The sequence below is a fragment of the Elongatibacter sediminis genome, assembly GCF_037892215.1.
GTDB classification, from domain to species: Bacteria; Pseudomonadota; Gammaproteobacteria; order Xanthomonadales; family SZUA-36; genus Elongatibacter; species Elongatibacter sediminis.
Genome location: NZ_JAZHOG010000009.1, coordinates 172,332 through 191,510 on the forward strand (window position 1 = coordinate 172,332; position 19,179 = coordinate 191,510).

Sequence of the window (19,179 nt, forward strand, 5' to 3'; positions counted from 1 at the left end):
CGGGTGTCAACGGAAAAACCGGTCGGCAAGGGCGAGGCTTGTTTGCCGCGGGTCGTTCAGAAAACCCACAACAGGCCGATGGCGGGGAGGATGGGCAGCCAGTGGTCTTCGGTACGATCGAGAAAAACCTGGCCTTCGTCGTCCTCGTCGATATCGAAATCGACGCAGCAGGCGTTCTTCCGGTTGGTGGCGTTGGAGACCTCCAGAAAAGCCGTCAGGCTGCCGCGGCGAAGCCGGAATTCGCGAGCGATGCGGAAGTCCAGGGTCGCGTAGGTGCCCAGTCGTTCCGCGTTGCGTGGTCCGGGCACGGGAAAATAGGCATCGGTGTCCGGGTCCAGGCCCAGTGACATGCCGGTTGTCGGCCAACCGCTGTGCACGCTCACCGCCAGGCCGACCTCCCAGGGATTACGGTCCCAGGCCAGCCCGGCCTGGAGCGCATGACGCTGGTCCCAGCTGCGCGGCTCCCGGCGCCCATCGAAGGTGTCACTGACCCGCGACCAGGTCCACGAGGCCCAACCATTGAGGGGGCCGTCGCCGCGGTATTCCAGGGTCAGTTCCACGCCGCGGGCGCGCGCGGAGGCGGGATCCAGCCGCACCCGGTCGGGCTCGAGCTCCGGGATCAGGGCCAGATCGTCGTACAGGTTTTCGAAGCGTGGCTTGAGCCGCTCATAATCCTTGAAAAAAGCCTCCAGCCGCAGGCGGTAGCCGTTCGGCCAGCGTCGCTGCAGCCCGGCGATCCAGTGATCGGATCGCTGTGGTGCGAAGAACCGGGTGATCCCGTCCTCGATCTGCAGGTTCTGGATCGGCTGCGCCTGGTGATAGCGTCCCCACGACAGCCGCAGGTCGAGGCCATTGGGAAATTCATGCCGCATCGCCAGGCGGGGACTGAGCTGGCTGCCGTCCGCGGATCCGGTGTAGGTTTGCCGGTCCCAGCGCAAGCCGGGCTCCACGGTGGTGTTCGGAGCCAGGCGCCAGCGCAGCGAGGCGAACGCCCCGAAAGCGTGGCCGGACGGATCCGCCCGCAGGGCCGCCGTGCGCGGGTTGGTGATGCCCGGCCAGGCAGCGAAGAATTCGAAGTAGCTGGCCTCGGATCGGTAGTCATAACGTGCGCTCATGCGCTCCATTTCGAGACCCGCGTTGAATTCAAGTCCGCCCGGCAATACCAGCCGCCAGTCCTGGCGCAGGGCGGCCAGGGAGGCGCTGCGCTCGTCGAGGACGGCACCGACCAGTTGCTCGGGGTCATTGACCTCGGCTTCGCGCCGGTTTTCGAGCCGGCTGACGGACAGGACCGTCGCGCTGGACAGGGTCGGCGACCAGTCGGTCTCGGCCAGCAGCCACACGTGACGGTTGCGGGTGCGGCTGTCGGACCGTTCCAGTTCTTCCGGGTCGCTCTCGGTGATCACGGTGACGCGATCGTCGGCGTACAGGCCGTTGATCGAAAGCCGGGTCTGCGCGCTGACATTCCAACCCGCAGCGGCGAAGCTGTCGAAATAGTCGGGTTTTCCCAGATCGTCGGAAAGCACCAGGTCGAGATTGCTGCGCCGTGCGCTCAGTAGCCAGTCGACGGTTTCGTTCTCGCTGTATCCACTGACCAGAGCCGAGGTGTTGTAAACGCTCAGACCGAGTTCGGTGTGCCGCGGTTCGTCCGGCTGTTGGGATTGAAGCAGGAGGACGCCACTCATGCTGTCGCCGTAGCGGGCGGGAAATCCACCGGTCCACGCCTCGATGCCGGCGATGGCGCGAGCGTCGATGGTGCTGAAGATGCTGTGGTAGTCGCGAATGTGGAAGGGGTCGAGCAGGTGCAGGCCATTGAGGTAAATCGCGGTTTCGTCTTCCGCGCCGCCGCGGAAATGCGAACGGGAGGACAGACCGCCGGCGGCCGTGCCCGGCAGGCGTTGCACCGAGCGCAGCGGATCCTCGCCCAGGTCCGGCAGCGACTGGATGGCCCGCTGGTCAATGAAGAACGGTGAACTGGAAAACAGAACGTAGCGGCTGGCGGAGACGTCGAGTGTCGCGAGTTCGGCGGGGGCTGTGTTGATTTCGACGCGCCAAACGTGGGTCAGGCCGCCCCCGAGATTCACGGCATGTTCGGCGGTGAGGTATCCGGTGGCTCGTACCTCCAGGCGGTAGCGTCCCGGCGCCAGGGCATCGAATGCGTAAATTCCGGTGCTGACCTTTCTCGCCGCGGGACTCCGGGGACCATCCCGGATCTGCACAAGCAGATCGCCGGGTGGCGAGCCGGGCCTCTCAAGAATAACGAACACCTGGGCCTGCGGTGGGCGCTGTTCGCCGGCCGGGGCCGTTCGTGTCACCACGAACAGGCCGTCAACCGGTTCCAGCGCGAGGCCGTGGGGTGCCAGAATCTCCGCCACGCGGAGCGCCGGTTCCCGTGCCACGGGCTCGTGCTCGATCCGCAGATCCGGTGACACCAGCCGGGTGCTGTAAACCACGGGAAAACCCGATGCCCGCACGGTGTCGAGTACCTCGGCCACCGACCGGCCCCGCCAGTCGGCATCGGCAATCTGCTGGGCCCGGGCGGCGGCTGGCCACGCGGCTATCAGGATCAGAAACATTGCGGTCCGGACGGCGCGGGCGGCTGGATTGGCGGCGTGGAAACCCATAACGGCCAATAAATCCGTCCCCGGCTGGTGAGATTTCAGATTATAGCGCCAGGCCGGAACCCGAATAGGCCAACCGGGCGGGGCCGCCTGGGATTCAGCGCGGGGAAACGTCCACCCTCAACTCACCTTCATCGATGTGGGTTTGCAGTCCGGAACTTGCCGCGGCGACCTGCAGCGCGCGCAGCGGCTCGAGATCGATCGAACCGTGCAGCAGGTTGTCGGCGGCCGCCCGGCGGGCCTGGGGCGAGGCGTAGCGCACGGTGCGGCCGGTCTCGGCGGCGACCCAGTCGAACAGTGCCGCGAGACTGCGGCCGTCCGCGTCGAACACCGGAGAGAGCCGTTCGGCCCAACTCCAGTCCGGACCCCAGGTGGCGACGGGCTCGATGCGGGGCGCCGCCGCACCGGTGGCCGTCAGTCGCTGGCTCGATCGTGCCAGGGCCGGTTCCGTGCCCGCATCGACCGGGCTGCCGAAGCGGACGGCGCCAGCGCGAACGCTGACGATGGTGGCATTCGCGGTGACCCGGGTCATGTACCGGGTTCCAACGGGTTCAACCCGGCCATGGGCGGTCTCGATGATCAACGGTTCCGCTCCGGCGGCTGCCGCCCCGGACTCGACATAGACCGCCCCGGTCCGCAGCCGGACCGAGTGGGTGGATGTCACGATCAACTCGGTGCTCTCGTCCAGCCGCATCCTCGTGTCCGAGGCCCAGCGCAAGGCCAGCAGCGCGCCCGCGGTGGTTCTGACGACGGAGCCCGGCACCAGTTCGAGTCCGGCAGCGATCGTCTGGCTTCTGGCCCCGGCGGATCCGTCCGGGGTATCCGCGAACGCGGATCCGATGACCCGTTCCACCTGCACCGGGAAAGCGGGCCCATCCGCCGGCCGCTGGCCGCTGGCCAGAAAGCCGATGGCAAGCAGAACCGAAGCGGCGGCACCGATGGCGAACAGGCGTTTTCTGCGCTGCCTGCCCACCGCCTGCTGCCAGGCCTGGCGGACCTCCGCGCGGATGGCGTCTTCGACCTCTGCCGGCGGTTTTTCCCGGACTCGAGCCTCGCTGAAGAGTGACTCGAGCAGGGCCTCGGGGTCCTTGCTCCGCGCCTTATCGTGTGTGGAATGGTCTGGTTTCATGAGTGTGCCTGTTTCGTCGTGTCGCCGGTTCCGAATGCCGGCCCGACCAGTTCAGCGTAGATGTCCTGGAAGGCGCGTCGGGCGCGGGCCAGCAGGGACTGCGTGGCTTCGGCGCTGATGGCCAGCCGGCCGGCGATCTCCTTCACCGAGCGGCCTTCGATGTACTTCCATTCCAGCGCGTCGCCATAGCGCGGTGGCAGGCGGTCCAGCGCCACCTGGATGAGCCGGGCCGCTTCGGTCCGCTGCTGCGTCCGTTGCGGCCCCGCGTCGTCGGGTGCGTGAAGCGACTCCACGGCGGCACGGACCTCGGGATGATCCTCCGACAGCACCACGTGATTCCGGTAGCGTGCGTGCCGCCGGTGCCAATCCGCGATTTCATTGCGGCAGATCGAACACAGCCAGGTAAACAGCGCCGCCTCGCCGCGGTATTTTCGGATGTGGCGCATGGCCTTGGTCAGGCTGGCCTGCACCACCTCGGCCGTGGCGTCGTGGTCGTCCGGCAGACGGGCGTGCGCGAAGCGGTACAGGCGTGCGAAGTAATCATGAAAAAATCGGTCGAACGCGCGCGTGTCGCCGCGGCGCAGGCGTTTGGCAAGCTGCCTGTCTTCCAGATGTACCGGCACACGGGTTTCCTTATGTCCGCCTTACTTCATGTTAGACGGGACGCGGTACAAAAACCGGTCGCTGGCGTTTGTTCAGGCGTGGCCCTTGTTTCGGACAAAGTCGATACCAGATAGACGTACGTACCCGTTATTCATGTCAAAAGGAGACATTCATGATCAACAATCGAGTACCCAATGTTGTGTTCAAAACCCGCGTTCGGGACGAGTCCGTGGAAGGCGACAACCCGTATCGCTGGGAAGACAAGACCACACAGGATATTTTCGGGGGCAAGAAGGTCGTGGTATTTTCGCTGCCCGGCGCATTCACGCCGACCTGCTCGTCCAACCACCTGCCGCGCTATGACGAACTCTACGAGGAGTTCAAGGCCCAGGGCATCGACGAGATCATCTGCGTGTCGGTGAACGATGCGTTCGTGATGTTCCAGTGGGGCAAGCACATCGGCAACAAGAATATCTTCCTGCTGCCGGATGGCGCGGGCGAATTCACGCGCAAGATGGGCATGCTGGTGGACAAGTCGAACCTCGGTTTCGGCATGCGGTCGTGGCGCTACTCCATGCTGGTCAACGACGGCACCATCGAGAAGATGTTCGTCGAGCCGGAGTTCAGCGACAACTGCCCGACCGACCCGTTCGAGGTGTCCGACGCCGACACCATGCTGGCGTACCTGAAGGGCACGAAGTCCGAGGGCGTCGCCGAACCCCGGGTGGCCTTCCAGGGCTGATCCGTCGCCAGGCGGCCGCGCGCTGGCCGCAAGACGACCGGACAATCTACCCACCCAAAGAAAACCCCGCGGACGCGGGGTTTTCTGTCTTCGATCCCGGGTGGCGGGTCAGCGCTTCATGCGGACCCGCACACCGGCTGCTCAGCTGCTCAGGCGCCTGACACCGACACTGCCGAAGATCAGCAGGGTCAGGATCAATACCGCGAGCCCGCGCTTGTCCAGGGTCGGAACCCCTTCGAAGAACACCGAATTGGTGATCACGCAGGAATCGCCCTGTCCGGCACTGACCGTAAGCTCGCCGCAACCGTTGTCCACTTCGACCGACGGGTCGTAGAGGATCTCTTCGACCCAGCACGAGGTCGACGGGTAAGCGGGAACGACCTGGGCGTTGAACACCTCCGAGCCGTTGCCGTAGAAGCTTTGGCAGGAGTATTCACCAACGTCGATGTCTCCCAGGATTTTTTCCGGGCCGCAGTACTTACTGCCGCCGACGATTTCGCCGTTGCAGTGCAGTACCAGTTCGAAGTCGGTATCGATGCCGCTGGCGTTGCCTTCGAACACCCATTCCTTGGTGATTTCGACGTCCACGGGACCCGGGGTGTTGACGATATCGCAGGTGAAGTCCGGATTGCCCTCGATGTCTTCGAACACGCAGGATGTATCGCTATTGGTCGCGCCGTCGAAGTAATCCGGAATGTAGCCGGCCGGTACGTCTTCGGTGATTTCGCAATCCATCTCGCCGGAGTCGAACTCGGTGACGATGAAGGTCACCCCTTCCTCCTCGGTAATGGCCTTGGATTGCTCCAGCGGCAGACCGGTGTTGCAACTGATGGTCACCACCACTTCGGCCGGGTTGTCGTCGGTGAAGTCCTTGGTAACCGCGAACGTCGCCCGCCCGGTGTCGACATCGGTGTCTTCGTTCACATCGTTGTCGTCCGGGTTGGGGTCGTCGATCTGCGAGTCGACCACGGCGTTGTTGGTGAGCATGCCCGTTTCCGTGGGAGTGACTTCGATCACGATGGTCGCATCCTGGCCGCTGGCGACGGTGCCCAGCGCGCAGGTGACGGTGCCCGCGCTTTCATCGCAGCTGCCTTGGCTGGGCAGCGCGGAGCCGTACTCCAGGCTTGCGGGCAGGGTGTCGATCACTTCCGTTAGCGTGGCGTCGTCCGGACCCGCATTGCTGACGGTGATCGTGTACTGGAACGGCACGTCGACCGTGGCCGGCTCGACCGAGCTCACCTTGGTGATGGTCAGGTCGGCTTCGCCCGGATCCACCGTGGTGTCCTCGGTGTCCGAATTGTTGTCCGGTGACGGATCGTCGATGTCGGAGGAGACCACCGCAGTATTGGATATCTGGCCGGCCGATTGCGGAATCACCACGATTTCGACCGTGGCCCCGGCGCTGTTGGTGATTGCGCCCAGGTAGCAGACCACGTCGGGGTCGGTGAAATCGCAACTGCCCTGGGACGGCGTGGCGCTCTGAAAGTCGACGCTGGCCGGAAGCGTATCGGTCACGACCACGCTGCCTGTGTCATCAGGTCCGGCATTGCTGATGTCCAGGGTGTAGGTCAGAGGCTGGCCCACCACCACGGGATCGGCATCGTCGGTTTTGCTGAGGCTCAGATCGGCGCTGGCGTTGGGCACGACCTCGACGAGGCTACTTTCGTTGTCGGCATTGTTGTCGGGCGTCGGATCGGCTACCGCGGAGCTGACCGTGGCCTCGTGATCCAGGGTGCCCGGAAGGGTCGGCGTCATCACCACGACGATGTCCGGCGTGCCGCCATTGGGGACCGAGCCCAGATCGCAGGTGATGGTCGTCGGTCCGACGTCGCACGTGCCCTGTGACGGCGTGACGCTGGTGATGGGCACTCCGGGCGGCGGCGTGTAGACCACCACCGTATCGGTGGCTTCATCCGGGCCGTCGTTGGTCACATCGAGGGTCACCGTCAGCGGATTCCCGGCCGTGACCGGGTCCGGTGAATCGGTGATCGTAATGGAGAGGTCGGCCGATCCGGGCGCGGCTTCCACGGTGGAAGCTTCGCTGTCGGCGTTGTTCGACGGGTCCGGGTCGTGCGCGTCCGCGCTGACCGATACCGAACTGTCGAGCGCGCCGGGCGCGTTCGGGGTCACGGTCACGGTGATCGATGTGCTGTCACCGTTGGCCAGGTTGCCGAGGTCACAGCTCACGGTACCGCCGGACTCATTGCACGAACCCTGGTCCGGGGTCGCGGAACCAAGAGTCACGCCGGGCGGCAGAACGTGGTCGAGCTGGATGTTGTTGGCGCTGTCGGGACCGGCGTTGCTGACGTCGATGGTGTAGGTCAGCACGTTGCCGGCGGTGATCGGGTCCGGGCTGTCGGACAGGGTCACCGAGAGATCGGCTTCGGCGCAGGTCACCGAGGCCTTCGACTGGGAAATGATGACCTCGCCGGTCAGATCCGTGATGATCGCCGCCAGCGGCAGGTTGTCGATGGTGATGTGGATGGCGTTGACGGTGATGCCGGCGCTGGTGGTGCCGTCGCCGGTGGTGATCTGCTCGTTCAGCACGATGCGGATGTGTCCGCCCAGCAGGTTGAGGTCCAGCAGCACGTAGTTCGCCGGCGGGCTGGCGAGCAGGGCGCCTTCGATTCCGGCCAGTTCGGCCAGGTCGCTGGCGAGGCTGGCATTGACCAGCGAGGTGGTGCCCGATGCGCTCAGACCGGCGCCGCAGGAGCCGGATGCCCTGGCCGTGGAGACGACTTCGTCGGCCGTGATTCCGAGTACCAGCGGGAGGAGCACATCGCCGAGCAGACCGAGATCGACGTCGGCCACACTGGCGCTGGAGTCGGACTGTGGGGAATCATCGCCAGTGGTGGAGACATTGAGGATGCCGGTCTCCAGCACGCCCACGGCGGTGGCCGGCAGGATATCGGAAATCAGCTTGATATTGGCGTCGATATCGACCCCGAGCAATGAATCGGAGGTGTTGTAGGGCGGCGGCGTGCCGTCACTGACATAAGGAATCGGCCCGCTCGTGGCCTCAACCGTGACCAGGCTGAATGCCGAATCGATGGACAGATCCACGGATTCGCCAAAGGCGGACCCGGCTGAATCCTGGGCGAACGCCGTCAGCGGCGCTGAAAACAGGAATAAACATGCACACACGCGTGCGATACGAGACGCAAACATTTCCGTACTCCCTCTAATACCAGTCTTTCGTTATCCGCCAGCAAACAGGCTGGTGGCCGTCAAAACCTGTGGTGACGTCGCGTATCCATGTGAGCGGACACACGCGTCACCCATGCGAAACCGGGTTCCGCAGGGACGTACGGTGGGAGTGGACGAGAAGGGCGGTGTGTTGCGTGTGTGTGGGATGGGCCTGCGAGTCGGCCGTTAGCGGCCAATTCGCCATCGTCCTTGATTTTATCCGTACTATCCTTGAGCCTCCCTGGCTTGCTAACTCAATGTGGCGATTCCGTGCCAATGAGGCAAAGTATAGGCATGTTTCGGGGCGAAAGTCACGCCTTGACAGGAACGGCCACTTTGGCGTGGTTGAGCCGTTTCCGGGTGACAAACGTGGATAATCTCACCTTCGAGACCAAATTTGCCGGCCAGAAAAGCCCGCCATGGGGTTGATTCCAGGGCCCTTCGGATCGGAATATCACTCAGATCATACTGCCTGTGTTGTCACTGTCCGGGACCAGGATTTGTTCGACGGCCCCACGAGTGGCGTGCAGGGCATCATCGTGATTTTCCGGGTATCTCGACGGGGTGATATGCTGGTTTGCCAGGGTTGGGATCCGTTTTATCAACGTCTTGAGCAAGCCCGTGAACCAGCAAACATTGCAATCAGCGTCCCGAAACTTCGGGGTCGTTGCCGCCCTGTTGCTGTGCGCAACGCAACTCCTCGCGGCAGAAGTTTCCGAGACGTCCCATTTCAGCTTTCACTCGGATCCCTGGGTCAACCTGCACCACTTCCTCTATCACGAAGCACGCAACACCGTGCTCCGAGAGAAGATGCTTGGAGGCCGGGTGCGAACGTACCCCGCTGACCGTGATGTCGGATTGACTGATGGCGACCGGTTGATCTTTGAGAACGTGCTGTCCGTTTACGCCCGATACGGTGAGGGTGATCTGCTCTTCGATCGCACACTTTTCGATATTGGCGCCACCGTTGTCTACGGACCGGATTCATTTCCACGTGATCCCGGCGCGGAACCGGCATATGCCGCGCTCGAGCGCATGATGCCGCTCTATCTCAAGTACTGGTGGCCGCGCCACGATGTGACCAATCGCACGCGTATCCGTGAACTCGTCAGGTACCTCGAGCAGTATGAAAAAGGCATGGCTGATTTTGTCGCGACGAGTTACGGAGTGGCCTGGCCGGAAACGATCCGCGTGGATGTCAGTGTTTATTCGGGACGTCACGGTGCCTATGCCACCAACCGGCCCAATCACATTGTGCTCGCGTCCCCTGAGAACTGGTTTCCCGGGCTGCTCGCGCTCGATTTGCTGTTCCACGAATCAGGCCACACCCGCCCATTCCAGGATCAGGTCCACGAACGTTCCAGAAAAGCAGCCGCAGCCGCGGGTGTCGACGAGGGTGATGTGTGGCACGCTTTCCTGTTCTACATCCCATCACAGGCCGCCCGGAAGGTGTTGCCCGAAAGCCATACGCCCTACGCCTACCAGGAAGACGGCCCGCTTGCGCGCGGGCGCATGTCGCGCAGTGAATTCCATATCCGCCAGGCGCTGGAGCAAACCCGAGATCTGGACGAGGTTTTTCGCCTCATCCATGAGTCACGGGCCGCCGATCATTCCGACGAGAGTTCGAGGCAGTAATCGCGACAGACGGCAGGTGGTACAACGTTTTTTCTGTAATTTTCTGATGGCGGTCAGAAGTGCCGAGCCATCCGGTTCTCCTTTTGAAAGCGATTTGACCAATGCAGACAAGAGGGCACGCGAGATGGCTCAGCACGATGAGGATAAGCCGATTGGTGAGGCAGTGGACCTGCTGCAGACAAATGGCTTTGATGCGTGGGCTGAAGCCGTGGTCTTGCTATTGAACACGGCGATGGTGGCCCAGCGCATCAGCTTCCTTGATGCCGCGTGTTTCCTAGAACGATACTCGGGTCAGTTCTCCGGGCTTGATTTCCACGTTTTCGATTACCTCGGGCGAGGCTCCCACGGTCTCGATTCGATAGGTTCCGGCGGGTAGCACGATGTCGGCACCTCCGATTACGCCTTGACCTGCGACCTGGTCTTGCGCATCGAATACCTTGAAGGGTCCCGAGATGACAGTGCGTAATGATCGGCTCAATTCCTCGGCCGAATCGGCATCGAAATAACTTCCACCGCCCAGTTGCGCCCAGGACTCGAAAGTGGCCTTGAGGTCCGCGTCGTCGATGGCGAAACCGACGATGGATATCTGCACGTCCAGACCCTGACCGCGCAAGATCTCGATCACCCGGGACGGATCGCCGTCACAGGTTTCTTCGCCGTCGGTGATCAGAATCACGGTCTTCGGGCCGCTGGCGCCGGCCAGATCCGACGGTACTTGGGCCAGGGAATCGGCAATGGGCGTTTTGGCCAGGTTTTTCGCGTTGACGCCGGCTATGATTTGCGCCGCCGCCTGCGGATCAATCGGTCCCAGCGGCACTTCCAGATCGGTGCGGCATTTGTCCGCCTCTTTGTGGCCGAATACCCGCATCGCAAAGGGCTGGTCTTCCTGCAGATAATTGCGGACGAATTCATCGAGCACTTCACGCGCGATTTCAATGCGGCGCTTATTGTTCGAGTCGCGCTGCAGCATGCTGCCCGAGGCATCGAGGATCAACTCCACAGCCCCGGTACCATCGGCATGACCGCCGGTCACTTCTTCGCCCTCACGATCGAACATCACCGCCAGGCGTCCGGCCGGCTCGATGACAATGGCTTTGCGCGCGAGCACCTGTTTTGTCTGGGCCGTGCGGTAACGCAATTCGTATTCGCCTTCCACATCCGGTAACTCGATGGGCAGTGGATTGCGCTCGTTCAAGATCGCAGAGCCAGCCACCGCCTCGGCGGAGTCTGCGGCATCGGGCTCCCATAACCCAATCGTGTCGTAATTGTTGCCGGGGCCAACCCAGCCGACATGGAGTGTGGTGTCGGCGGTGGCACGTTCGGGCGCATCCAGCGAAGTCTCCACCGCGCCCACGGTGACGGGTTCGGTGGCGATCACCCGGTCCGTCTGGCGCAACGCGTAACGCAGTTCATAGTCCCCGGGTTGTTCGGGCATTTTGAAAGAGACCGGACTCTTGTGCAGCAGACTGGCGCTCCTCACCGGTTTGGCATCTTCGGCTGCGCCCACGGGATGTAGTTCGATACGATCGTAGCTATTGCCCGGTCCGGTCCAGGCAATCTGGATTTCCTCTCCCAATTCCACCTGGTCCGGTGCGTCGAGGGTCGCTGCGGTCTCGGTGACGGTGACCGGCCGGCGTGCCAGCACGCGACCGGACTGAACGGTGACATAGCGGATCTCGTAATCCCCTGGCGTTTCCGGCACCACCAGGTTGATCGGAGTCACGCGCCCGGTGATGGAATGCCCGACCATCGCCTTGGCGTCGTCTGCGGCGCCGCGCGTGTGCAACTCGATACGATCATACGTGGTGCCCGGCCCGGTCCAGGAAACCGCGATCTGTTGGCCGATGCCGGCGCTGTCCGCCGCTTCCAGCGAGGCAGGCACATCGACAATTTCAATCGCTCGGCGCCCGAGCACGGCCTTTTCCCGGGAGCCGTAGTAGCGCAGTTCGTAGTGCCCGGGCGTATCGGGCACACGCACCTGCACCGCTCCCTTATTGCTCAGTATGCTCGTGGCCGTGGCCAGAGCTGCGGCGCTGTCGGGTGCTGCCGGATCCGCCACGTAAATACTGTCGTAGGTGTACCGGGGACCGGTCCAGTTCACCTGGATATCCGAGCCAATGTCCGCGGTAGCCGGGGCTTCCAGACTGCCGGTCTGGGCCCATGCCGTGGCCGAGTACAGGCAGAACATGCCTATCAGCGTGAGTTTCACCATAGCGAGCCCCTTAAATCTTGTAGCGAAGTGCAAGTTTAGCGGTTTACGCCAGCAAGAGAGTGGAACAATGGCCTCAAGCTCATGTGTTGCCACCATCTGGATCAGTAGTGGGATCATTCCTGTTGCGCCGCCTCGCAGTCGGCGACGTTATCGTCCATGATCCGCTGGACAGGCACAACGCCCATGAGGCCCGGCGTCGGAATGTCGTAGTGCAGGAATCCCTGCGCACAGCTCGTCACCGTTCGGCAGGCGCTCAAGAAAAGTTCCGCGAGTTGCTCTCGGTTTTCACTGTCCCTTTACTGTGACCGCATCATTTCACGGTATGCTGAATACCCGAGTCCCCTGAAAGCACGCCCGGAGGCGTCATGCCTGCCAAAATCAAAAGCTGGTCATCAATCATCCTGCTCGCACTGGTTCAGCAGATCACCTCGCTGCAGGCAGCCGAAGGCGGAAAGGCCCTGACCATCGACGCCATCTTCGCCAGTGGCGAATTCAGCAACGACCTGTTGAGCGACATCCAGTGGATCGACGAAGGCGCCGCGTTCACTTTTTCCCGCCGGAATGCGGAGAGCGGACTGCTCGACATTCACCGCTACGATGTGTCGACCGGAGAATCCGGGTTGCTCGTTGCCGGATCACAGCTCACGGTCGACGGCAAGCCCGTACTGATGAGTGCTTATCGTTGGAGCGACGATCAGGTATACCTGCTGATCATCGGGCCGGTGAATCTCACCTGGGACAGCGTCCGGGAAGCACCCTACTACATGCATCATCGGCCGAGTGGTACAACCTGGGCGTTGGCGGACGGGGATCCGACCCTGCGCAACGTCTACCTGTCGCCTGACAGCCGCAAGGTCGGCTACGTGCTGAACAACGACCTCTACGTGACCGACCTCGAGACCCGTTCGACGCAGGCCGTCACCACGGACGGCAGCGCGGACATCTTCAACGGCATCTTCGATTACTCCAGTGGCTTTTTCCGCCGCGACGCCTGGCACTGGTCCCCGGACGGAAAGAAGATCGCGTTCTGGCGGCTCGACGCCACCGACGTCAACGTGTTCCATATCGTCGACGAACTTCCCCGCTATAACATCGTTCGCGAACTGAAGTACGCCAACACCGGAGATCCCCATGCGATCTATCGAATTGGCATCTACGACGTCGAACGGCAAACGACACTGTGGATGGAAACCCGGCACGAAGAACAGGACTACATTCCCCGGGTGGCCTGGATTGACAAAGACCGGCTGGCGTTGCAGCGCCTCTACCAGAGCCACAAGACGCTGGAACTGATGCTGGGTGACGCCACGACCGGCGAAACCCGCACTATAGTCACCGATTCGGACCCGGCGTGGATCGGCATCACCGACGACCTGTTCTTTTTCGAAGATGAGGACCGCTTTGTGTGGACGTCCGAGAAAAGTGGCTACCGCCACGCCTATCTGTACGACCACCAGGGCAACGAAACACAACTGACCGATGGTGACTGGGAAATCAGCTCCCTGATCGCGCTGGACGAGGCTGAGAGCTGGCTGTATTTCTACGCCAAGAAAGACTCCTACATTGACCAGCACGTATATCGGGTCGGCCTGGACGGCTCACCCGTCGAAAAGCTGACCGGCGAGCCAGGCTGGTACCAGTGGGCGTTCTCGCCCGGCCATCGCTACGTGATCCAGACGTACTCAAATGCCAACACGCCGCCGGCCCAGACCCTGCTCCACTCCGACGGCGAGCCGGTACGGGTGGTGAAGCAGAATCGGATCGCAGCCATGAAGGACTATGTCATGCCGCGCACGGAGTTCATCCGGGTGGAACTCGAAGACGGCATCGAGATCGACGGATTCCTGATCCGACCGACGGATTTCGACCCGTCCAGCACCTACCCGGCGATCGGTTACGGCTACGGCAACGCCGGCTCGCAGGTCGTGGTCAATCGGTGGGGAACCCAGCGCGGCGCGAAGCAGGATCTGTGGCACCGTTACATGGCCGAACAGGGCTATGTCATCTTCGCCTTCGACAACCGCACCACCGCCGGCCGGGGCAAGCTGGCCAAGAACCTGACCTACGGGCACTACGCGAAGTACGCCATCCAGGATTTTCTGGAAGGCGTCAAACACCTTAAGGCGCAACCCTATATCGACGCCGGGCGTGTTGGATTCTGGGGCTGGAGCGGCGGTGGTTATCTGGCCGCCGCGTTGATGACCAAAGGCGCGCCGCACATCCACACCGGTGTCAGCGTCGCGCCGGTGATAAACCTCGACCGCTACCAGGCCATTGGCCTGCAGCGCTGGATGGGGCCACTGGACGAGAACGCCGAAGGCTACCGGAAGACCAATTTGCTGAACTACGCAGATCGTCTGCAGGGCAATCTGCTGCTGATTCACGGTACCGGCGACGAAAACGTCAAGTATGCATTCACGCTGCAGTTTGCCAACGCGCTGATCGAAGCCGGCAAGCAGTTCGACATGATGCTGTACCCGAACCAGCACCATGGCATCAACGATTACCAGCAGCACGTGTTCACGAAGATCGCGAACTACTTCGAGAAAAACCTCAAACGGGCCTGTCCCTGCCCCGAATAGGCCAGTAGTGGGGTCAGAGTAAAGGGACAGAGTAGAGGAAGGGGTGCGCAGGTCAGCTTCGCAGTGGATTTGCTTTTTTTCCAGAAGCCATCATGGAAAGGAGGCGGATCTCTTCCTGAACGAATTCCGAATCAGCTTTTCGGCGAGCGCATTCAGGCGCCCGGGCACAGATACGAACTGCCCGAACGCCGTTGTGACGGCCAGGGCCCCGCGCCGTTGGACGGTTGATCAGCATCGATAAGCCGGGGTCGCCGCGGGACGACGTGGTGGCAGAGGTTATCAAGCAGGCGAGTGAGTTCATCGCCAGTGGGTCGGCGGCTGCGTTGGAAGATCATCCACTTGCTGCGAAAGGCGTAGGACCCGTCCACAAACGACACTGGGTCATACTTCCGGGTGTGTTGCCAACAAGAACGCACCCGCAAAAAGAAACCCCGCCATGAAGGCGGGGTTTCGGAGGTATGGGGTCAGATCCATGAACCTGACCCCGGGTCTTGCTGTGGCAGGGCCGGCTTACATCATGCCGCCCATTCCACCCATGCCGCCCATGTCACCACCGGCCGGCATCGGGGCTTCTTCCTTCGGAAGCTCCGCCACCATGGCCTCGGTGGTGATCATCAGACCGGCGATGGATGCCGCGTTCTGCAGCGCCGTGCGCACGACCTTGGTCGGATCCAGGATGCCGGCTTCGATCATGTCGGTGTACTCGCCGTTGCCGGCGTTGTAACCGAACGTGCCTTCTCCCTCGGAGACCTTGTTCAGAACCACCGAAGATTCCTCACCGGCGTTGGTGACGATCTGGCGCAGCGGCTCGGTCATTGCGCGGCGCGCAATGGCGATGCCCACGTTCTGGTCTTCGTTGATGCCCTTGAGATCGGCAATCTTGCTCACGGCACGCACCAGGGCCACGCCACCGCCAGGAACCACGCCTTCTTCGACGGCCGCACGGGTTGCGTGCAGAGCGTCTTCGACGCGGGCCTTCTTCTCTTTCATCTCGACCTCGGTGGCAGCGCCAACCTTGATCACAGCCACACCGCCGGCCAGCTTGGCCACGCGTTCCTGCAGCTTCTCGCGGTCGTAGTCCGAGGTGGATTCCTCGATCTGGGCGCGAATCTGGTTGACCCGGCCTTCGATGCCCTTGGGATCGCCAGCGCCGTCGATGACGGTGGTGTTTTCCTTGGTGATGGAGATCTTCTTGGCCGAACCCAGGTTGTCCAGGCTGGTCTTCTCCAGGCTGAGGCCGACTTCCTCGGAAATCACCGTGCCGCCGGTCAGGACCGCGATGTCTTCCAGCATGGCCTTGCGGCGGTCACCGAAGCCGGGCGCCTTGACGGCGGCGACCTTGACGATGCCGCGGATGGTGTTGACCACCAGCGTGGCCAGGGCTTCGCCTTCGACGTCCTCGGCGATGATCAGCAGCGGACGACCGGCCTTGGCAACTGCTTCCAGGGTCGGCAGCAGGTCACGTACGTTGCTGATTTTCTTGTCGTGCAGCAGCACGTACGGGTTTTCCAGCTCGACGCTCATGCTCTGCTGGTCGTTGATGAAGTACGGCGACAGGTAGCCGCGGTCGAACTGCATGCCTTCGACAACATCCAGTTCGTTGGCCAGGCCCGAACCGTCTTCGACGGTGATCACGCCTTCCTTGCCCACTTTCTCCATCGCCTCGGCGATGATCTTGCCGATTTCCTCGTCGGAGTTGGCGGAGATGGTGCCGACCTGCGCGATGGCGCTGTTGTCGGTGCACGGGGTGGACTGGGTCTTCAGGGCTTCGACAGCCTCGGCGACGGCGCGATCGATGCCGCGCTTGAGGTCCATCGGGTTCATGCCCGCGGCTACGGCCTTGAGGCCTTCGCGCAGCATGGCCTGGGCGAGCACCGTAGCGGTCGTGGTGCCGTCACCGGCCACGTCGGAGGTCTTGGAAGCGACTTCCTTGACCATCTGCGCGCCCATGTTCTCGAACTTGCCTTCGAGCTCGATTTCCTTGGCCACGGAAACGCCGTCCTTGGTGACGGTCGGCGCGCCGAAGCTCTTGTCGAGCACGACATTACGGCCCTTGGGGCCCAGGGTGACCTTGACCGCATTGGCCAGGGTATTGACGCCGTTCAGCATTTTTGCCCGGGCGTCTTCACCGAATTTCACGTCTTTTGCACTCATTTCGAATTCCTCAGATGTACTTCAGTGTTTGTTCAGGGATGGGTGAATGGAGATCCGTGCGGATCAGCCCTCGATGACGGCCATGATGTCGTCTTCGCGCATGACGAGCAGTTCCTCGCCATCCACCTTGACCTCGGTGCCGGAATATTTTCCGAACAGCACCGTGTCGCCGGCCTTGACGTCCAGGCCGCGCTGTTCTCCGTTGTCCAGGATCTTGCCGTTACCCACGGCGAGAACCTCGCCACGGATGGGTTTCTCGGCCGCGTTGTCCGGAATCACGATGCCGCCCGCGGATACCTTTTCTTCCTCGACGCGCTTAACGATTACGCGGTCGTGCAAAGGACGAAGTTTCATGTCGAAATCTCCCAACTGTGTAGTGTTCAAACCAGCTTGATTATCGTTCCGGTAGTCCTATCCCACCGGATGCATGCATGTCTGCGGTGCCAATTCACAATTACCGCAGCCTGTTGCGGCAAATGGGGTTGTATTTCTGGCGTTTCAAGGGACAACCGTAATCGGTGGTGTGTCCGGAGGCTTGCAGGCCGGGGTGGCGGGGGGAACCGGCGCCGGGAATGTAACCTAATTGGGCCGGATCGCGTTTAATGATCACATGAGCAGACGTTTCCGCATCTGGGTGGACGAGTACCAGGATCACGCGTGGACCCTGGCGCGTTACCTGTTGAAGGATCCGTCCGAAGCGGAGGACGCCTGCCAGGAAGCCTTCGTCAAACTGTGGCACCACCGTGACGAGATCGACCCCGACAAGGTGAAGGCCTGGTTGATGAAGGTGACGCGCAATGGTTGCCTGGACCGCCTGCGAAGGCGCCGGCCGACCGAAGAGCTCACCGAGCAGAACGCGGAATCCCAGGTTGCCGAACCCGCCGCCGATGCGCGGCGCCGGGAACTGGGCCAATGGCTGGAGCGCGCCATCGCGGCGTTGCACGAGCCTTACCGCTCGCTCGTCGTGCTGCGCGACGTGCACCAGAACTCGTATGAGGAAGTGGCGGAGGCGCTCGAGCTCAGCCTCAGCCAGGTCAAGGTGTATCTGCACCGGGCCCGCAAGCAGTTGCGCAAACAATTGGCGGAGGTCAGACCATGAACAGCGATACCCCGGGTAACCGGGTGGACCATGAAGCGGCGATCAATGCCCTGATCGACGGCGAGCTGGATGAGGCCGGAATCGAACGGCTCAGGGCGGCGGCCGCGGACGACCGGGCGCTGGCGCAGGCCATCGTGGATGCCTGGCGCCTGCAGAAAAGCCTCGACGATCTGCAGCTGGAACGCGCGCCGTCGCGCCTGAGCCGGAAACTGCGGCGCATTCCGCGGGAGCAGCGCCGGGCGCGTGTGGCGTGGCCGCGGCGTGTGGCGGCCGGAGCCTTCGCATCTGCGGTGCTGGCCGCGTTCGCCATGATGATGACGGTCGGAGATCCTTCCGGGGAGGACGCCCTGGATACCGAACAGCAGGCACGGGCGGCCAGCGCGGCCAGGGATCTCGCCATTGCCTTCCATTACCTGGACAAGGTCGGTCTTCGGGCCGGCAACCGCATCCAGTCGGTCCTGGCCGACGAAGTCGCCGAACCCGTTACCCGTAACTTTTCCCGGCATCTGCCGTATACCGAACAAGCTCGCAAGGAGAAACATTCATGAACAGTTCAGCCAACTCGATTCCGGGCCGCACGCGGTGCTCGGCTCTGCGAAGGTCCTTGAAACGCCTGTCGCTGCAGGCCCTGATCGTGGTTGCCATTGTTTTTTCAGCCGGACCGGCCCTGGCGCAGGAAGATGCGCTGAAGGACCTGCCGGGTTATGTCGATTTCGGCGAACTCGGCGCCCTGTTCGGCGAACCCACGGTGCAGATCTCGGTGGGCGAATCCCTGCTCAACCTGGTCGGGCTGGTCAGCGCCAGCGAGGATCCGGAGGTGGCGTCGCTGTTCAAACGCCTCAAGGGCGTTCGCGTGAATGTGTTCGAAACCAGCCGGATGCCCGACGGCGCCGTGCCTTTCGTGCGTGACGTCTCGTCCCGCCTGAGCGCGGGTGGCTGGGAATCGGTGGTGACCGTGAATTCGGCCGAAGAGCAGGTGCGCATTTTCATGAAAATTACCGGTGGCACCGTCGAGGGCATCACCGTCATGGCGGTGGAAGAGGACGAAGCCGCCTTTATCAATGTCATCGGCAACATCAATCCCGCGGACCTGGAACGGGTGATGGACAACTTCGACGTGGATCTGGGCAACGGTGTGGCGCCGGATGAAGGTTGAGACGGCCGCGCGGCGGACCGCCCGCCTCGTGGCGGTTCTCGCCGGTGTTGCCAACTGAACGAC

General features: G+C 62.5%; 14 protein-coding genes. 6 read left to right on the forward strand and 8 right to left on the reverse strand.

The genetic code is table 11. The annotated features are described in order from the left end of the window. Nucleotides 1-56: 56 nt before the first annotated feature. From V3330_RS14040 to V3330_RS14050, 3 genes are all read right to left on the reverse strand, one after another. The gene (locus tag V3330_RS14040) at nt 57-2,573 is read right to left on the reverse strand and encodes a TonB-dependent receptor (protein ID WP_354696067.1); all 2,517 of its coding nucleotides are present in this window, start codon (nt 2,571-2,573) and stop codon (nt 57-59) included. Between the two features lie 142 nt (nt 2,574-2,715). Next, entirely contained in the window at nt 2,716-3,747 is a 1,032-nt protein-coding gene (locus tag V3330_RS14045) for a FecR domain-containing protein (RefSeq protein WP_354696068.1), read from the reverse strand. Beyond that, nucleotides 3,744-4,370 (reverse strand): RNA polymerase sigma factor, encoded by a 627-nt coding sequence (locus V3330_RS14050; protein WP_354696069.1) that lies wholly within the window; start codon nt 4,368-4,370, stop codon nt 3,744-3,746. The genes V3330_RS14045 and V3330_RS14050 overlap by 4 nt, the downstream gene beginning before the upstream one ends. A 152-nt stretch (nt 4,371-4,522) precedes the next feature. Between V3330_RS14050 and V3330_RS14055 the strand changes: the two genes are divergently transcribed. Continuing rightward, nucleotides 4,523-5,092 (forward strand): peroxiredoxin, encoded by a 570-nt coding sequence (locus V3330_RS14055; RefSeq protein WP_354696070.1) that lies wholly within the window; start codon nt 4,523-4,525, stop codon nt 5,090-5,092. 141 nt (nt 5,093-5,233) lie between these two features. On the opposite strand, the gene V3330_RS14060 is transcribed toward V3330_RS14055, so the two are convergent. Further along, nucleotides 5,234-8,260, reverse strand: coding sequence for a choice-of-anchor P family protein (locus V3330_RS14060; protein ID WP_354696071.1), 3,027 nt, complete (start codon nt 8,258-8,260; stop codon nt 5,234-5,236). A 639-nt stretch (nt 8,261-8,899) separates the two neighbouring features. On the opposite strand from V3330_RS14060, the gene V3330_RS14065 reads away from it, so the two are divergent. Further along, complete coding sequence (locus V3330_RS14065) at nt 8,900-9,913, forward strand: hypothetical protein (protein WP_354696072.1); 1,014 nt, start codon at nt 8,900-8,902, stop codon at nt 9,911-9,913. A 274-nt stretch (nt 9,914-10,187) separates the two neighbouring features. On the opposite strand, the gene V3330_RS14070 is transcribed toward V3330_RS14065, so the two are convergent. Further along, nucleotides 10,188-12,125 carry a vWA domain-containing protein gene (locus tag V3330_RS14070; RefSeq protein ID WP_354696073.1) on the reverse strand — a complete coding sequence of 646 codons (1,938 nt, stop codon included), beginning with the start codon at nt 12,123-12,125 and terminating at the stop codon, nt 10,188-10,190. A 113-nt stretch (nt 12,126-12,238) separates the two neighbouring features. After that, nucleotides 12,239-12,382, reverse strand: coding sequence for a hypothetical protein (locus tag V3330_RS14075; protein ID WP_354696074.1), 144 nt, complete (start codon nt 12,380-12,382; stop codon nt 12,239-12,241). Nucleotides 12,383-12,490: 108 nt separating this feature from the next. Here V3330_RS14075 and V3330_RS14080 point away from each other — a divergent pair, with 108 nt between their 5' ends. Continuing rightward, nucleotides 12,491-14,707, forward strand: a complete 2,217-nt coding sequence (locus V3330_RS14080; protein WP_354696075.1) for a S9 family peptidase — start codon at nt 12,491-12,493, stop codon at nt 14,705-14,707. A gap of 510 nt (nt 14,708-15,217) precedes the next feature. Here the strand turns inward: V3330_RS14080 and groL are convergent. Further along, the gene (gene groL / locus V3330_RS14085) at nt 15,218-16,861 is read right to left on the reverse strand and encodes a chaperonin GroEL (protein WP_354696076.1); all 1,644 of its coding nucleotides are present in this window, start codon (nt 16,859-16,861) and stop codon (nt 15,218-15,220) included. Between the two features lie 63 nt (nt 16,862-16,924). Beyond that, entirely contained in the window at nt 16,925-17,215 is a 291-nt protein-coding gene (gene groES, locus V3330_RS14090) for a co-chaperone GroES (RefSeq protein ID WP_354696077.1), read from the reverse strand. Between the two features lie 256 nt (nt 17,216-17,471). Between groES and V3330_RS14095 the strand changes: the two genes are divergently transcribed. Genes V3330_RS14095 through V3330_RS14105 form a run of 3 tightly spaced genes read left to right on the forward strand, consistent with a single transcriptional unit; the run spans nt 17,472 to nt 19,116 of the window. Then, complete coding sequence (locus tag V3330_RS14095; RefSeq protein ID WP_354696078.1) at nt 17,472-17,960, forward strand: GFO_1088 family ECF-type sigma factor; 489 nt, start codon at nt 17,472-17,474, stop codon at nt 17,958-17,960. Further along, nucleotides 17,957-18,508 (forward strand): hypothetical protein, encoded by a 552-nt coding sequence (locus V3330_RS14100; RefSeq protein WP_354696079.1) that lies wholly within the window; start codon nt 17,957-17,959, stop codon nt 18,506-18,508. The genes V3330_RS14095 and V3330_RS14100 overlap by 4 nt, the downstream gene beginning before the upstream one ends. Beyond that, on the forward strand, nt 18,505-19,116 hold the full coding sequence (locus V3330_RS14105) for a DUF4252 domain-containing protein (RefSeq protein ID WP_354696080.1): 612 nt from the start codon (nt 18,505-18,507) through the stop codon (nt 19,114-19,116). The genes V3330_RS14100 and V3330_RS14105 overlap by 4 nt, the downstream gene beginning before the upstream one ends. Nucleotides 19,117-19,179 lie beyond the last annotated feature (63 nt).

Excerpts from the sequence above, each read along its gene's own strand:
- V3330_RS14040 (WP_354696067.1), bottom strand. The coding sequence starts at position 2,573 with ATGTTTCTGATCCTGATAGCCGCGTGGCCAGCCGCCGCCCGGGCCCAG.
- V3330_RS14045 (WP_354696068.1), bottom strand. The coding sequence starts at position 3,747 with ATGAAACCAGACCATTCCACACACGATAAGGCGCGGAGCAAGGACCCC.
- V3330_RS14055 (WP_354696070.1), top strand. The coding sequence starts at position 4,523 with ATGATCAACAATCGAGTACCCAATGTTGTGTTCAAAACCCGCGTTCGG.
- V3330_RS14060 (WP_354696071.1), bottom strand. The coding sequence starts at position 8,260 with ATGTTTGCGTCTCGTATCGCACGCGTGTGTGCATGTTTATTCCTGTTT.
- V3330_RS14070 (WP_354696073.1), bottom strand. The coding sequence starts at position 12,125 with ATGGTGAAACTCACGCTGATAGGCATGTTCTGCCTGTACTCGGCCACG.
- V3330_RS14080 (WP_354696075.1), top strand. The coding sequence starts at position 12,491 with ATGCCTGCCAAAATCAAAAGCTGGTCATCAATCATCCTGCTCGCACTG.
- groL (WP_354696076.1), bottom strand. The coding sequence starts at position 16,861 with ATGAGTGCAAAAGACGTGAAATTCGGTGAAGACGCCCGGGCAAAAATG.
- groES (WP_354696077.1), bottom strand. The coding sequence starts at position 17,215 with ATGAAACTTCGTCCTTTGCACGACCGCGTAATCGTTAAGCGCGTCGAG.
- V3330_RS14095 (WP_354696078.1), top strand. The coding sequence starts at position 17,472 with ATGAGCAGACGTTTCCGCATCTGGGTGGACGAGTACCAGGATCACGCG.
- V3330_RS14100 (WP_354696079.1), top strand. The coding sequence starts at position 17,957 with ATGAACAGCGATACCCCGGGTAACCGGGTGGACCATGAAGCGGCGATC.
- V3330_RS14105 (WP_354696080.1), top strand. The coding sequence starts at position 18,505 with ATGAACAGTTCAGCCAACTCGATTCCGGGCCGCACGCGGTGCTCGGCT.